The organism is Streptomyces endophytica (genome assembly GCF_026153355.1).
Taxonomy (GTDB): domain Bacteria; phylum Actinomycetota; class Actinomycetes; order Streptomycetales; family Streptomycetaceae; genus Streptomyces; species Streptomyces endophytica.
Window position 1 is genome coordinate 4,664,773 of sequence record NZ_CP110636.1, and the last position, 15,158, is coordinate 4,679,930.

Below are 15,158 nucleotides of genomic sequence, written 5' to 3' on the forward strand. Positions count from 1 at the left end.
GATGTCCAAGCTCGGAAGCATCGGCGCCCGGCTCTACCGCGGTGAGGTCGGCTACGACTTCATCGGCAAGCGGAAGATCTGGTACGGCGTCTCGATCCTCATCACCATCACGGCCATCGTCGGCCTGGCGGTGCGCGGTCTGAACATGGGCATCGAGTTCTCCGGTGGTGCGGTCTTCTCGACCCCGGCGACCTCGGTGTCGACCGCGGAGGCCCAGGCCCAGGCCCAGTCCGCGTCCGGCGGTCACCAGGCCGTGGTGCAGAAGCTCGGCGACGGCGCGCTGCGGATCCAGATCGGCGGTCTGGACACCCAGCAGGCGGTGCCGGTCCAGGAGCAGCTCGCCAAGGACCTGAAGATCCCGGTCAAGGACGTCAACACCCAGCTGGTCGGCCCGAGTTGGGGCGAGGAGATCGCCAACAAGGCCTGGCTGGGCCTGGGCATCTTCATGGTCCTGGTGGTGCTCTACCTGGCCATCGCCTTCGAGTGGCGGATGGCGCTGGCCGCGCTGATCGCGCTGATCCACGACCTCACGATCACGGTCGGCGTCTACGCCCTGGTCGGCTTCGAGGTCACCCCGGGCACGGTCATCGGTCTGCTGACGATCCTCGGCTACTCGCTGTACGACACGGTCGTCGTCTTCGACAGCCTGAAGGAAGCCTCCAAGGACATCACCAAGCAGACCCGCTTCACGTACAGCGAGATCGCCAACCGCTCGATCAACGGCACGCTGGTGCGGTCCATCAACACCACCGTCGTGGCGCTGCTCCCGGTCGCCGGTCTGCTGTTCGTCGGCGGCGGTCTGCTGGGCGCGGGCATGCTCAACGACATCTCGCTGGCCCTGTTCGTCGGTCTCGCCGCCGGTGCGTACTCCTCGATCTTCATCGCGACCCCGCTGGTCACCGACCTCAAGAACCGCGAGCCGGAGATGAAGGCGCTGGCCAAGCGGGTCAAGGCCAAGCGTGCCGCGGCCGCCGCCAAGGCCGCGAGCCAGGAGGACGCCCAGGAGGCGCCCGAGGACGCAGACGAGGGTGCGGACGGCCCCGCGGTCGTCGGCCCCCGCCACCAGCCCACCGCCCGCAACCGCGGACGCGGCCGCCCGTCGGGCAAGCGCCGATGAGCGCCGCCGCAGCCCTGCGGGAGCTGCTGCTGAGCAAGATCGCGGACGTGCCGGACTATCCCAAGCCGGGCGTGATGTTCAAGGACATCACCCCGCTGCTGGCCGATCCGGCGGCGTTCGGCGCGCTGACCGACGCCCTCGCCGGGCTGTGCGAGCGGCACGGTGCCGACAAGGTCGTGGGCCTGGAGGCGCGCGGGTTCATACTCGCCGCCCCGGTCGCGGTCCGGGCCGGCCTCGGCTTCGTACCCGTCCGCAAGGCCGGCAAGCTGCCCGGCACGACGCTCGGGCAGTCCTACGAGCTGGAGTACGGCACCGCCGAGATCGAGATGCACGCCGATGCGCTGGCGCCGGGGGAGCGGGTGCTGGTGATCGACGACGTGCTGGCCACCGGCGGCACCGCCGACGCCTCGCTCCAGCTGATCCGCCGGGCCGGCGCCGAGGTCGCGGGCGTCGCGGTGCTGATGGAGCTCGGTTTCCTCGCCGGCCGGCAGCGCCTGGAGCCGGGCCTGAAGGGCGCTCCGCTGGAGGCGCTGATCACGGTCTGACCAGGCCACCGCACACGCTGGACAAGCAGGGGCATCCGGAACAATCCGGGTGCCCCTGCTGCTGTGTCATGTACGTACCCATGGCCGCGCGGCGGTGGCCGCCGCGGGCTCGATACCATGGCATCCCGGCCTGTTCGACGGGCTGGGGTCCGGAACCGCTTGAGGAGTGCTCTTGCCAGACGAGGCCCAGCCGCTCTCCCCCGGACTGCGTCCGGCGGGATCCCATGCCGCGCGCCCGGACGAGCCGAAGCCCGCGACCGGGGCTTCCCCGGACGCGCCCCGGCCCGAGCGGCACGGCGCGACCCCCGAGGGCACCGGCCGGTCCGGGACCGCGGCCCCCGCCGACCGGCCCCGCCCGCGCCGAAGCCGGGACCCGCCGCCGCCTCGCCCCGCCCCGCGTCCGCACCGGCCCGCGCCCCCAAGCCCCCGGACAAGGCCGACCACCCCGCCGCCGCCAAGCCGCTGCCGGCCGCACCGGCCGGCCGCTCCGGCTCCCCGAACCGCGTACGGGCCCGCCTCGCGCGCCTCGGCGTGCAGCGCTCCAGCCCGTACAACCCGGTCCTCGAACCGCTGCTGCGGGCCGTCCGCGGCAACGACCCCAAGATCGAGACGGGCACGCTGCGCCAGATCGAGCGCGCCTATCAGGTCGCCGAGCGCTGGCACCGCGGCCAGAAGCGCAAGAGCGGCGACCCGTACATCACCCACCCGCTCGCGGTGACGACGATCCTCGCCGAGCTCGGTATGGACCCGGCGACGCTGATGGCCGGCCTGCTGCACGACACCGTCGAGGACACCGAGTACGGCCTGGAGCAGCTGCGGGGCGACTTCGGCGACCAGGTCGCGCTGCTGGTCGACGGCGTCACCAAGCTCGACCGGGTCAAGTTCGGCGAGGCCGCGCAGGCCGAGACGGTCCGCAAGATGGTCGTCGCCATGGCCAAGGACCCGCGCGTCCTGGTCATCAAGCTCGCCGACCGGCTGCACAACATGCGCACCATGCGCTACCTCAAGCGGGAGAAGCAGGAGAAGAAGGCCCGCGAGACGCTGGAGATCTACGCTCCGCTCGCCCACCGCCTGGGCATGAACACCATCAAGTGGGAGCTGGAGGACCTCGCCTTCGCGATCCTCTACCCCAAGATGTACGACGAGATCGTGCGGCTGGTCGCCGAGCGGGCGCCCAAGCGGGACGAGTACCTCGCGATAGTGACCGACGAGGTCCAGGCCGATCTGCGCGCCGCCCGCATCAAGGCCACCGTCACCGGCCGCCCGAAGCACTACTACAGCGTCTACCAGAAGATGATCGTGCGCGGCCGCGACTTCGCCGAGATCTACGACCTGGTGGGCATCCGCGTCCTCGTCGACACCGTCCGCGACTGCTACGCCGCCCTCGGCACCATCCACGCGCGGTGGAACCCGGTCCCCGGCCGGTTCAAGGACTACATCGCGATGCCGAAGTTCAACATGTACCAGTCGCTGCACACGACCGTGATCGGCCCCAGCGGCAAGCCCGTCGAGCTCCAGATCCGCACGTTCGACATGCACCGCCGCGCCGAGTACGGCATCGCCGCCCACTGGAAGTACAAGCAGGAGGCGGTGGCCGGCGCCTCCAAGGTCCGCACGGACGTGCCGAAGAACGCCGGCAAGGGCCAGGAAACCGTCAACGACATGGCCTGGCTGCGGCAGCTGCTCGACTGGCAGAAGGAGACTGAGGACCCCGGCGAGTTCCTGGAGTCGCTGCGCTTCGACCTGTCCCGCAACGAGGTCTTCGTCTTCACCCCCAAGGGCGACGTGATAGCGCTGCCGGCCGGCGCCACGCCCGTCGACTTCGCCTACGCGGTGCACACCGAGGTCGGCCACCGCACGATAGGCGCCCGGGTCAACGGCCGGCTGGTCCCGCTCGAATCGACCCTGGACAACGGCGACCTGGTGGAGGTCTTCACCTCCAAGGCAACGGGCGCCGGGCCCTCCCGCGACTGGCTCGGCTTCGTCAAGTCCCCCGCGCCCGCAACAAGATCCGCGGCTGGTTCTCCAAGGAGCGCCGCGACGAGGCCATCGAGCAGGGCAAGGACGCCATCGCGCGCGCCATGCGCAAGCAGAACCTGCCGATCCAGCGGATCCTGACCGGCGACTCCCTGGTGACGCTCGCGCACGAGATGCGCTACCCGGACATCTCCTCGCTCTACGCCGCGATCGGCGAGGGCCACGTCGCCGCGGCGGGCGTCGTCCAGAAGCTGGTGCAGGCGCTCGGCGGGCAGGACGAGGCCACCGAGGACATCGCCGAGTCCACCCCGATCCGGCCGCGCTCCAAGCGCCGCTCCAGCGCCGACCCGGGCGTCGTCGTCAAGGGCGTCGACGACGTGTGGGTCAAGCTGGCCCGCTGCTGCACACCGGTGCCGGGCGACCCCATCATCGGCTTCGTCACCCGCGGCAGCGGCGTCTCGGTGCACCGCGCCGACTGCCTCAACGTCGACTCGCTGTCCCGGCAGCCGGAACGGATCCTGGACGTCGAGTGGGCGCCCACCCAGTCCTCGGTCTTCCTGGTCGCCATCCAGGTCGAGGCGCTGGACCGCTCCCGGCTGCTGTCGGACGTCACCCGGGTCCTGTCCGACCAGCACGTCAACATCCTCTCGGCGGCCGTCCAGACCTCCCGCGACCGCGTCGCCACCTCCCGCTTCACCTTCGAGATGGGCGACCCCAAGCACCTCGGCCACGTCCTGAAGGCCGTACGGGGTGTGGAGGGCGTGTACGACGTCTACCGCGTGACCTCGGCGCGCAGGCCGTAACGCCACGGACACGAGGAGGGCCCCGGTACCTGGGTACCGGGGCCCTCCTCGTGCGCGGGACTCCGCTCAGCCGCCGAACTCCTCCAGGCCCTTGAGCGCCTGGTCCAGCAACGCCTTGCGGCCCTCCAGCTCGCGGCCGAGCTTGTCGGCCTTGGCGTCGTTGCCGGCCGCCCGGGCCGCGTCGATCTGCTTCTGCAGCTTGTCGACGGCGTCCTGGAGCTGACCGGTCAGCCCCGCGGCGCGGGCCCGCGCCTCAGGGTTCGTCCGCCGCCACTCGGCCTCCTCGGCCTCCTGGATGGCGCGCTCGACGGCGTGCATCCGGCCCTCGATCTTGGGGCGGGCGTCCCGCGGGACGTGGCCGATGGCCTCCCACCGCTCGTTGATCGACCGGAACGCGGCCCGTGCGGCCTTCAGGTCCGAGACCGGGAGCAGCTTCTCGGCCTCGACGGCCAGCTCCTCCTTGCGGGTCAGGTTCTCCCGCTGCTCGGCGTCGCGCTCCGCGAAGACCTCACCGCGGGCCTGGAAGAAGACGTCCTGGGCGCCGCGGAAGCGGTTCCACAGGTCGTCCTCGTGCTCGCGCTGGGCCCGGCCGGCGGCCTTCCAGTCCTGCATCAGCTCGCGGTAGCGGGCGGCCGTCGCCCCCCAGTCCGTCGAGTTGGACAGCGACTCCGCCTCGGCGACCAGCTTCTCCTTGGCCTTGCGGGACTCCTCGCGCTGCGCGTCCAGCGACGCGAAGTGCGCCTTGCGCCGCTTGGAGAACGCCGAGCGGGCGTGCGAGAAGCGGTGCCACAGCTCGTCGTCCGCCTTGCGGTCCAGCCGCGGCAGGCCCTTCCAGATGTCGACCAGCGCCCGCAGCCGCTCGCCGGCCGCCCGCCACTGCTCGCTGGCCGCCAGCTCCTCCGCCTCGGTGACCAGCTTCTCCTTGGACTGCCGGGCCTCGTCGCTCTGCCGCGCCTTCTGGGCCTTGCGCTCCTCACGGCGGGACTCGACGACCTCCACCAGCTTGTCCAGCCGCTTCCGGAGCGCGTCCAGATCGCCCACCGCGTGGTGCTCGTCGACCTGCTGGCGCAGATGGTCGATCGCGGTCATCGCGTCCTTGGCCGACAGGTCGGTGGTCCGAACCCGGCGTTCGAGGAGGTCGATCTCGACGACCAGGCCGTCATACTTGCGCTCGAAGTAGGCAAGGGCCTCCTCGGGGCTGCCCGCCTGCCACGATCCGACGACCTGCTCGCCGTCGGCGGTACGCACGTACACGGTCCCCGTCTCATCGACGCGGCCCCACGGGTCGCTGCTCACAGCGCCTCCTCCACATGATGCCGACGGGGGCGTACGGCCCCCCGGCATCGTCCACAGTTTCTGTCCGGCAGGGCCGCGCCCTGGCCGTCCGACGGGTGGTTTTGCGGGTGAGGGTGGAAGCCGTCGGACCAGGCACCCTACCCACACGCCAATCTAGGCGACCGGCGGTCGGCTGTCCGCATCCAGCACGACCGAAATTCCGCCCGGCCGCCGGTCAGGACTTCGTGACGGTCGCCCGGTCGATGACGACGGTGGCGTGCGGCGCGGTGTTGCGGGTCTGCGGGTCGGGGTCCGTCGCCCCGGCGGCGGCGATCTTGCGCAGTACGTCCATACCGCCGGTGATGGTGCCGAACGGGGTGTAGTTGGCGGGCAGCTTGCTGTCCTCGAAGACGAGGAAGAACTGGCTGCCGCCGGAGTTGCGGGTCTTGGGGTCCCTGCCGTCGTAGCTGTTGGCCATCGCGACCGTGCCCGCCGGATAGACGCCGCCCTTGAGCCGCGGGTCCTTGAGGTCCTCGTCCGGGATCGTGTAGCCGGGGGAGCCGCTGCCGGTGGCCGTCGGGTCGCCGCACTGCAGGACGTGGATGCCCTGGTCCACCAGGCGGTGGCACCTGCTGTGGTCGAAGAAGCCCTGCTGGGCCAGGAACGCGAAGGAGTTGACGGTGTGCGGCGCCTTGCCGGCGTCCAGCTTCAGGCCGATCGTGCCGCAGGTCGTCGCCAGCTTCACGGCGTAGGAGGCCGAGGTGTCGATCGACATCTTCGGCTCCTTCTTCCAGGTCCGCTGCGACGGCGCGCCCTTCGCGGGCGTGCGGCAGGGGTCGTCCGGGCGGTGGCTGCCCGCGGCCTGGTCGGAGGTCCGGTCGTCGCCGCCGATCAGCGCGGTGGAGGCGTAGACGGCCCCGCCGGCCGCCAGGGCGACGGCCACCGCGCCGGCGATGACGGTGTTGCGGCGCCTGGCCTTGCGCTGGGCGACGGTCCGCCGCTGCTGCTGGCGCGCGTACTTCTCCCGGGCGAGCTGCCGCCGCCGCTGATCCTTGCTGACCACCGACTCGTCTCCTTGTCCGATCACCGATCGCTGAGGTGCGCCGTCGCCGTACCGTATACGGGTTCGCCCTGCCGGGAGTCCCGCCGGTAGGCTCTGGAGCTGCCGAGATGTCCGGGAGCGGCCCCGCGGCCGCCCGCCACACCGATCCTTAAGGACGAACGTGCTGATTGCCGGGTTCCCCGCCGGGGCCTGGGGCACCAACTGCTACTTGGTCGCCCCCGCCGCAGGCGAGGAGTGCGTCATCATCGACCCGGGCCACCAGGCCGCCCAGGGAGTCGAGGACGCGGTCAGGAAGCATCGGCTCAAGCCCGTCGCGGTCGTCCTCACCCACGGCCACATCGACCACGTCGCGTCGGTCGTCCCCGTGTGCGGCGCGCACGACGTCCCGGCCTGGATCCACCCCGAGGACCGCTACATGATGACCGACCCGGAGAAGGCCCTGGGCCTCTCCGTCGGCCAGCAGCTCATGGGCGACCTCACCGTGGGGGAGCCCGACGACGTCAAGGAGCTGAGCAACGGTGCCGTCCTTGAACTCGCCGGAATGGAGTTCTCGGTCGCGCACGCACCGGGCCATACCAAGGGGTCGGTGACGTTCAGGATGCCCGAGCAGGCCGACATCCCCTCGGTCTTCTTCTCGGGCGACCTGCTGTTCGCCGGCTCCATCGGACGCACCGATCTGCCGGGCGGCGACCACGCCGAGATCCTTGAGTCGCTGGCCCGTGTGTGCCTGCCGCTGGAGGACTCCACCGTCGTCCTGTCCGGCCACGGCCCCCAGACCACCATCGGCCGCGAGCGCGCCACCAACCCCTTCCTGCGGGAAGTGGCCGCCGGCCTCGGAGACGGCTTCAGCCCCGCTCCACGACGAGGAATGTGACGAGAGCTTCCGTGAGCACCTTTCAGGCCCCAAGGGCACCTACGACCTGCTGCCGCCGAATTCCGCCACCTATCTGGCGGTCCGCGAGGCGATCTCCGGGCCGCTGAAGAACTCCGGCTACGGCTACATCGAGACGCCCGGTTTCGAGAACGTCGAGCTGTTCGCGCGCGGCGTCGGTGAGTCCACCGACATCGTGACCAAGGAGATGTACGCCTTCGAGACCAAGGGCGGCGACCAGCTCGCGCTGCGCCCCGAGGGCACCGCGTCCGTGCTGCGCGCCGCACTGGAGGCCAACCTCCACAAGGCCGGCAACCTCCCCGTCAAGCTGTGGTACTCCGGCTCGTACTACCGCTACGAGCGTCCGCAGAAGGGCCGTTACCGCCACTTCTCCCAGGTCGGTGCCGAGGCGATCGGTGCCGAGGACCCGGCGCTGGACGCCGAGCTGATCATCCTGGCCGACCAGGCGTACCGCTCGCTGGGCCTGCGCAACTTCCGCATCCTGCTCAACTCGCTGGGCGACAAGGAGTGCCGCCCGTCTACCGCGCCGCGCTGCAGGACTTCCTGCGCGGCCTGGACCTGGACGAGGACACCCGGCGCCGGGTCGACATCAACCCGCTGCGGGTCCTGGACGACAAGCGGGACGCGGTCCAGAAGCAGCTGACCGGGGCGCCGATGCTGCGCGACTACCTCTGCGAGGCCTGCAAGGCGTACCACGAGCAGGTGCGCGAGCTGCTGACCGCGGCGGGCGTGGCCTTCGAGGACGACGAGAAGCTGGTGCGCGGCCTGGACTACTACACCCGCACCACCTTCGAGTTCGTCCACGACGGCCTCGGCTCGCAGTCCGCGGTGGGCGGCGGCGGCCGTTACGACGGCCTGTCGGAGATGATCGGCGGCCCGGCGCTGCCGTCCGTCGGCTGGGCGCTGGGCGTGGACCGCACCGTGCTGGCCCTGGAGGCGGAGGGCATCACGCTCGACATCCCGGCCGCCACCGCCGTCTACGCCGTCCCGCTCGGTGACGAGGCCCGCCGGGTGCTGTTCGGCGCGGTCACCGAGCTGCGCCGGGCCGGCGTCGCCACCGACTTCGCGTACGGCGGCAAGGGCCTGAAGAACGCCATGAAGTCCGCCAACCGCTCAGGTGCGCGGCTGGCGCTGGTCGCCGGCGAGCGCGATCTGGCCGAGGGCGTCGTCCAGCTGAAGGACCTGGAGAGCGGCGAGCAGACGGCGGTCGCGGTGGACGCCGTGACCGAGGAGGTCCGGCGCCGCCTGGGCTGAGGCCCGGCCGGACACGACGGAACGAGGGGCCCGGACGGCGGTGACCGTCCGGGCCCCTCGCGTCAACGCCCGCCCCCGGGGTTCACCGGCTTTATGCACAGCGAACGGCCCGTTGTGGTGGGGTTGGGGCACAATGAGGGGCGCGGCCGCGGGCCCGCCTGCCGCAGCCCCAGCCCCATTCCCCAGGCATCGACGGAACGGCGATATGACGACGACAGCGGTTGACGACGTGTCCATCGACGACGATCACGCGGGCGGCGCGCGCACCCTCGGCGCGGGCCGCGGCCTCGGGCTGCTGCTGGTGATCACCGGCGCGCTGGGCATCCTGGCCGCCTGGGTCATCACCCTGGACAAGTTCGAGCTGCTGAAGGACCCGAACTTCAAGCCGGCCTGCAGCCTCAACCCGATCATCTCCTGCGGCAGCGTCATGCAGAGCAAGCAGGCCGAGGTCTTCGGGTTCCCGAACCGATGGCCGGGCTCGTCGGCTTCGGCGTGGTCGTGGCGATCGGCATGGCCGTCCTGGCCGGTGCCCGCTTCCGCCGCTGGTACTGGATCGGCCTGAACATCGGCACCGGGCTCGCCGCGGTCTTCTGCATGTGGCTGATGAGCCAGTCGCTGTACAGCATCAACGCGCTGTGCCTGTGGTGCACGCTGACCTGGTGCGTGACGATCCTGATGTTCTGGTACACCACCGCGCACAACATCAAGCACGGCGTCATCCCGGCCCCCGCGGGCCTGCGGAACGCGGTCGTGGAGTTCCACTGGGTCGTGCCGGTCCTCTGGTACGGCGTGATCGCGCTGCTGATCCTGACCCGCTGGTGGTCGTACTGGAGCAGCCTGCTGTAGGGAACCGCCCTCCCGTTCCGCCGGGAGGCCGCCCGCGCCCCGGTCCGTCCCCGACGGTCGCCGGGGCGTTGTCAGTGGGGTGGCATAGGCTCGTGTGCGTGGAGCCCGACCTGTTCACCGCCGCCGCCGAAGACCGCCAGGAGAAGGACCCCGCGGGGTCTCCGCTCGCCGTGCGGATGCGTCCGCGCACCCTCGACGAGGTCGTGGGTCAGCAGCATCTGCTCAAGCCCGGCTCGCCGTTGCGCCGCCTGGTGGGAGAGGGCAGCGGGGGACCGGCCGGGCCGTCCTCGGTGTTCCTGTGGGGCCCGCCCGGCATCGGCAAGACGACCCTGGCGTACGTCGTCAGCCAGGCGACGAACAAGCGCTTCGTGGAGCTCTCCGCGATCACCGCCGGCGTCAAGGAGGTCCGCGCGGTCATCGACGGCGCCCGCCGTGCCTCCGGGGGGTACGGCAAGGAGACGGTGCTCTTCCTCGACGAGATCCACCGCTTCAGCAAGGCCCAGCAGGACTCCCTGCTGCCCGCGGTGGAGAACCGCTGGGTCACCCTGATCGCCGCGACGACCGAGAACCCGTACTTCTCGGTGATCTCCCCGCTGCTCTCCCGTTCGCTGCTGCTGACCCTCGAACCGCTCACGGACGACGACCTGCGCGCGCTGCTGCGGCGGGCGCTGACCGACGCCCGCGGGCTGGCCGGGGCCGTCACGCTCCCCGAGGACACCGAGGCGCATCTGCTGCGCATCGCGGGCGGCGACGCCCGGCGCGCGCTGACCGCGCTGGAGGCGGGCGCCGGATCCGCGCTGGCCAAGGGGGAGAAGGAGATCACCCTCCGGACCCTGGAGGAGTCCGTCGACCGCGCCGCGGTGAAGTACGACCGGTCCGGCGATCAGCACTACGACGTCGCCAGCGCCCTGATCAAGTCGATCCGCGGCTCGGACGTCGATGCCGCGCTGCACTACCTCGCGCGGATGATCGAGGCGGGGGAGGACCCGCGGTTCATCGCCCGGCGGCTGATGATCTCGGCGAGCGAGGACATCGGCCTGGCCGATCCGACGGCGCTGCAGACCGCGGTCGCCGCCGCCCAGGCCGTGGCGCTGATCGGTTTCCCGGAGGCCCGGATCACGCTGAGCCAGGCGACCATCGCCCTCGCCCTGGCGCCGAAGTCGAACGCCGCCTATCTGGCCATCGACGCCGCGCTGGCGGACGTCCGGGCCGGCAAGGCCGGCGCGGTGCCGCTCCATCTGCGCGACAGCCACTACAAGGGCGCCCAGAAGCTCGGCCACGGCCACGGCTACCAGTACCCGCACGACCTGCCCGGCGGTATCGCGGCCCAGCAGTACGCCCCGGACGAGGTGCACGGCAGCCGCTATTACGAGCCCACCCGCCACGGCGCCGAGGCCCGCTACGCCGACGTGGCCGACCGGGTCCGGGCCCGGCTGCGCGGCGCCTCGGGGGAGACCTCCACCGAGTAGGCACCGCCGGCATCGGCCCAGCAGGCCCTCGGGCGCGGCCTACGGGGCCGCGGCCTCGAAGAGCGTGTGCATCGCCCGCCGCAGCTCGGCCACGTCCCGCACCGGCTCGGGGAAGTCGAAGCGGGCGTCGAAGGAGCGCTGCCCGCGGTCGGTGAAGCGGACCCGCAGTCCGAAGCGGTCCAGGGCCACCGGTACGGCCTTCTCGCGCGCCCCGCAGATCCGGCCGCGCTCGCCCAGCAGCGAGCACAGCCCGCGGACCTGCTCGCCGTGCGCCGCGGCCAGGTGCTGCAGCAGCTCGGCCTCGTGGGCGACCAGCGGATCGGGCGCGGCCGCCGCGAAGTCGTCCGGCTCGACCGGCCCGGCGCCCCAGAGGTCGTCCACCGCCCCCTCGCCGACCTCCAGGCGCAGCATCATCCAGGCGGTCCGCCCGTACAGCCCCGGTGCCGGATCCGGGTGCAGTGCCTCGCCGAGTCCGAGCAGTTTCGCCGACCGGGTGCCGCTCGGCGAGCAGCAGCGCGGCCTCGGCGCGCTGGCCGTTGCGCACGGGGGTCAGCCAGCCGGCCAGCCAGGCCCGGCCGCGGATGCGGTGGGGCACCGAGACCGGTGCCACATCCGTGATCTCCATCACGGCGGTCAGGTCGTCGTCCTGGGCGTGGGCGGCCGCCCGGGCCGCCGCACAGTCCCCCGGAACCAGCAACAGCACGTCCCCGTCGGGCGTCACGGTCCGGCAGAGGGGAGCCGTCAGCCCGGTCTCGTCCGGATCCTCGACTCCGGGGACGCTCAGCGACGCCATACCATGGGATTCGACGAGAGTGCGTACGCGCTCGGCAGCGGTCGGTTGCCGGGCGTCTTCCACGGGACGCGGCTGCCCCGTCCCGGTGCTCTGACCAGCACCGGGCAGGGGGATCCCAGGTCGAAACATGCGTTCTCCTCGCGCTAAGGTAAGCCTCACCTAACTTACATGGAGGAACGTTCCACGTGAACCAGTCGCGTCCCAAGGTCAAGAAGTCGCGCGCGCTCGGCATCGCGCTGACTCCGAAGGCCGTCAAGTACTTCGAGGCCCGCCCTTACCGCCCGGCGAGCACGGCCGCGGCCGCAAGCAGAGCAGTGACTACAAGGTCCGTCTGCTGGAGAAGCAGCGTCTGCGCGCGCAGTACGACATCAGCGAGCGCCAGATGGCGCGCGCCTACGACCGCGCCCGCAAGGCCGAGGGCAAGACGGGCGAGGCCCTGGTGGTCGAGCTGGAGCGCCGTCTGGACGCGCTCGTTCTGCGTTCGGGCATCGCCCGCACCATCTACCAGGCCCGCCAGATGGTCGTGCACGGCCACATCGCGGTCAACGACCGCAAGGTCGACAAGCCGTCCTTCCGCGTCCGCCCCGGCGACGTCGTGATGGTCCGCGAGCGCAGCCGCGAGAAGCACCCCTTCCAGGTCGCGCGCGAGGGTGGCTACGCCCCCGACGGCGAGACCCCGCGCTACCTGGAGGTCAACCTCCCGGCGCTGGCGTTCCGCCTGGACCGGGACCCCAACCGCAAGGAGATCCCGGTGATCTGCGACGAGCAGCTCGTCGTCGAGTACTACGCCCGCTAGAGCCACACCGCGCGGCGCAGCACCACCTCAGCCCGCCGTCTCCCCGCCGCTCGCGGAGGGGGAGGCGGCGGGCTCGTGCGTGGCCGGCGGCACGATCCGCACCGCCCGGCGCGGGGCCGGCAGCGGGCCGGCCGGCCGCAGGACCCGGGCCACCGCCGCGTCCAGATCGAGCCGGCCGCCCTCCCGTAGGCAGCGCTCGTAGTTCCCGTCCCCCAGCTCCCGCCGGGCCCGGTCCTCGCACAGCGCGTGCGGCCGGCTGAAGTAGCGCGAGCCGAACAGCGGCAGCCCCACCGACGGCCAGATCCGCCCTGCCGCGCCCTGCAGCACCGCCGCCTCCGCCGCGTCGCCCTCGCCCACCGTCACCAGCGCCAGCAGCTCGATCGCCAGCACCGCGCCCAGCAGGTCGTGGAAGGTGTGGTCGATGGCCAGGCACTCCTCCAGCAGCGCCCGGGCCCGCCCCGCCTCACCGCGCGACCACGCCGCGAAGGCCAGTACGAACAGCGCGTACGCCAGCGTCCAGCGCTCCCCGTGGTCCTCGCACACCTCCCGGACGTCCTCGCACAGCCGCACCGCGTCCGCCAGCTCGCCCTGGAAGGCCACCGCCATCGCCAGCTCGACCTGCCCCATCAGCACATTGCTGTTGAGCTCGCCGATCTCCCGGTAGCGCGCCAGCGCCCCGCGCAGCAGCTCCTCGGCGCGCGGCATGTCGTCGCAGACCAGCGCCAGACAGCCGGTGCGGTGCAGCGCGTAGGCGGCCGCGGTGGCGTTCCCGGTCCGCTCGGCCTCCTCGCTGCACTCCTGCAGCGCCCCCAGCGCGCCCACGGTGTCCCCCTGGAGCACCGCCACGTATCCGGCCACCCACAGTGCCTTCAGCCGGGCGTCGTCATGGCCGCCGTCCAGCTCCAGCGCCCGGTCCAGCCAGTGCCGGCCCTCCGACAGCCGCCCGCAGCCGACCCAGTAGAACCACAGCGTGCCCGCCAGGTACTGCCCCAGGTGCGTCTCGGTGGTGCTCTGCAGGCTCTGCTCCAGCGCCACCCGCAGATTGGGCAGCTCGGCCTCGATCCGGGCCGCGATCTCCGCCTGGCGCGAGCTGAACCAGTCCAGCTCGCACCACGTCGCCAGCCCCAGGTACCAGTCCCGGTGCCGCCGCCGCAGCCGCTCGGCGTCCCGCGTCGCCTTCAGCCAGCCCGCACCGTAGGCCCGTACGGTGTCCAGCATCCGGTAGCGCACCCCGGCCGCGGTCTCCTCCCGGACCAGCACCGACTGGGAGACCAACTCCTCCAGTGTGTCCAGGAGTTCGTCGGCCGGCAGCTCCGGGCCCGAGCAGACGTACTCCGCCGCCTCCAGGTCGAACTGCCCGGCGAACACCGACAGCCGCGCCCACAGTAGCCGCTCCCCGGGCGTGCACAGCTCATGGCTCCAGCCGATCGCGCAGCGCAGCGTCTGGTGGCGGGGCAGTGCGCCCCGGGTCCGCCCGGTCAGCAGCCGGAACCGGTCGTCGAGCCGGAGCAGCACCTGGTCCACCGACAGCGCCCGCAGCCGCCCGGCGGCCAGTTCCAGCGCGAGCGGGATGCCGTCCAGGCGGTCGCAGAGCTCGCCGACCGCGGCCTCGTTCGCCGGCCCGACGGCGAAACCCGGAACGACGGCCGCGGCCCGGTCGGCGAACAGCGCCGCCGCCTCGCCCCCGGGCATCGGCGCCAGCGGCAGCAGTTGCTCGCCCGGGATCCCCAGCGGCCGGCGGCCGGCCGCCACCACCCGCAGCCCCGGCGCGCGGCGCAGCAGTTCGGCCGTCAACCCGGCGCAGACGTCCACCAGGTGCTCGTAGCCGTCCAGGACGAGCAGCAGCTCACGGCCGGCGAGGTGGTCGCAGAGCGCGGCACGCACCGGGCGGCCGCTGTGGTCGGCCAGCGCCAGCGCCTCGGCGACCGCGTGGTCCAGGAGGTGCGGCTCGCTCAAGGAGGCCAGCTCGACCAGCCACACCCCGTCGCAGAAGCGATCCTGCAAGATCGCCGCGCCATGGTGGACCAGCCGTGACTTGCCGACCCCGCCGAGCCCCGTGACGGTCACCAGCCGGGCCGACCCCACCTGCCGGACCAGCTCGGCCAGCTCGTCGTCGCGGCCGATGAACCGGTTCAGCTCCGCGGGGAGATTGCCCGGCCCACCCGGCGGCCCGCCCGTCCCCCGGGGCTGCCTCCCCGGCCCCTCCGGACGGTCGGGAGAGGGGCCGGAAGCGGGCCCGGAGCCCGTGAAGCGTCGCATGGCACACGGAGCGTACTCGGCGGGATGCGGACCGTACAATCACCTCTGCGGATTCCCCGGACGCCCCCG

At 72.2% G+C, this 15,158-nt stretch carries 7 protein-coding genes and 5 pseudogenes; 8 read left to right on the forward strand and 4 right to left on the reverse strand.

The window, feature by feature from the left end:
- Position 1 precedes the first annotated feature (1 nt).
- The 3 genes and pseudogenes from secF (at position 2) to OJ254_RS20930 (ending at position 4,442) form a co-directional block, all read left to right on the forward strand.
- Positions 2-1,117, forward strand: a complete 1,116-nt coding sequence (gene secF / locus OJ254_RS20920) for a protein translocase subunit SecF (protein ID WP_265363541.1) — start codon at positions 2-4, stop codon at positions 1,115-1,117.
- Positions 1,114-1,662 (forward strand): adenine phosphoribosyltransferase, encoded by a 549-nt coding sequence (locus OJ254_RS20925; protein ID WP_265363542.1) that lies wholly within the window; start codon positions 1,114-1,116, stop codon positions 1,660-1,662. Before secF ends, OJ254_RS20925 begins: the two co-directional genes overlap by 4 nt.
- Before the next feature lie 205 nt (positions 1,663-1,867).
- Positions 1,868-4,442: pseudogene (locus OJ254_RS20930) on the forward strand (RelA/SpoT family protein).
- A 66-nt stretch (positions 4,443-4,508) separates the two neighbouring features.
- Here OJ254_RS20930 and OJ254_RS20935 read toward each other — a convergent pair.
- Both OJ254_RS20935 and OJ254_RS20940 read right to left on the reverse strand, forming a co-directional pair.
- A complete protein-coding gene (locus tag OJ254_RS20935; protein ID WP_265363543.1) occupies positions 4,509-5,738 on the reverse strand; it encodes a DUF349 domain-containing protein in 1,230 nt (409 codons plus the stop codon).
- Between the two features lie 214 nt (positions 5,739-5,952).
- Entirely contained in the window at positions 5,953-6,780 is an 828-nt protein-coding gene (locus OJ254_RS20940; RefSeq protein WP_265363544.1) for a peptidylprolyl isomerase, read from the reverse strand.
- Between the two features lie 160 nt (positions 6,781-6,940).
- Here OJ254_RS20940 and OJ254_RS20945 point away from each other — a divergent pair, with 160 nt between their 5' ends.
- From OJ254_RS20945 to OJ254_RS20960, 4 genes and pseudogenes are all read left to right on the forward strand, one after another.
- Positions 6,941-7,654 carry an MBL fold metallo-hydrolase gene (locus tag OJ254_RS20945; RefSeq protein ID WP_265363545.1) on the forward strand — a complete coding sequence of 238 codons (714 nt, stop codon included), beginning with the start codon at positions 6,941-6,943 and terminating at the stop codon, positions 7,652-7,654.
- A gap of 46 nt (positions 7,655-7,700) precedes the next feature.
- A pseudogene (gene hisS, locus OJ254_RS20950) lies at positions 7,701-8,926 on the forward strand (histidine--tRNA ligase).
- A 205-nt stretch (positions 8,927-9,131) separates the two neighbouring features.
- Positions 9,132-9,772: pseudogene (locus OJ254_RS20955) on the forward strand (vitamin K epoxide reductase family protein).
- A 98-nt stretch (positions 9,773-9,870) separates the two neighbouring features.
- A complete protein-coding gene (locus OJ254_RS20960; protein WP_265363546.1) occupies positions 9,871-11,241 on the forward strand; it encodes a replication-associated recombination protein A in 1,371 nt (456 codons plus the stop codon).
- 39 nt (positions 11,242-11,280) lie between these two features.
- On the opposite strand, the pseudogene OJ254_RS20965 reads toward OJ254_RS20960, so the two are convergent.
- A pseudogene (locus OJ254_RS20965) lies at positions 11,281-12,034 on the reverse strand (DUF2470 domain-containing protein).
- A gap of 185 nt (positions 12,035-12,219) precedes the next feature.
- On the opposite strand from OJ254_RS20965, the pseudogene rpsD reads away from it, so the two are divergent.
- Positions 12,220-12,830, forward strand: a pseudogene (gene rpsD / locus OJ254_RS20970) (30S ribosomal protein S4).
- Between the two features lie 27 nt (positions 12,831-12,857).
- Here rpsD and OJ254_RS20975 read toward each other — a convergent pair.
- Positions 12,858-15,089, reverse strand: a complete 2,232-nt coding sequence (locus OJ254_RS20975) for an ATP-binding protein (protein ID WP_265363547.1) — start codon at positions 15,087-15,089, stop codon at positions 12,858-12,860.
- Positions 15,090-15,158 lie beyond the last annotated feature (69 nt).

What these genes read in the sequence shown, in the direction of transcription:
- secF (WP_265363541.1), top strand. Translation starts at nt 2, where the DNA reads ATGTCCAAGCTCGGAAGCATCGGCGCCCGGCTCTACCGCGGTGAGGTC.
- OJ254_RS20925 (WP_265363542.1), top strand. Translation starts at nt 1,114, where the DNA reads ATGAGCGCCGCCGCAGCCCTGCGGGAGCTGCTGCTGAGCAAGATCGCG.
- OJ254_RS20975 (WP_265363547.1), bottom strand. Translation starts at nt 15,089, where the DNA reads ATGCGACGCTTCACGGGCTCCGGGCCCGCTTCCGGCCCCTCTCCCGAC.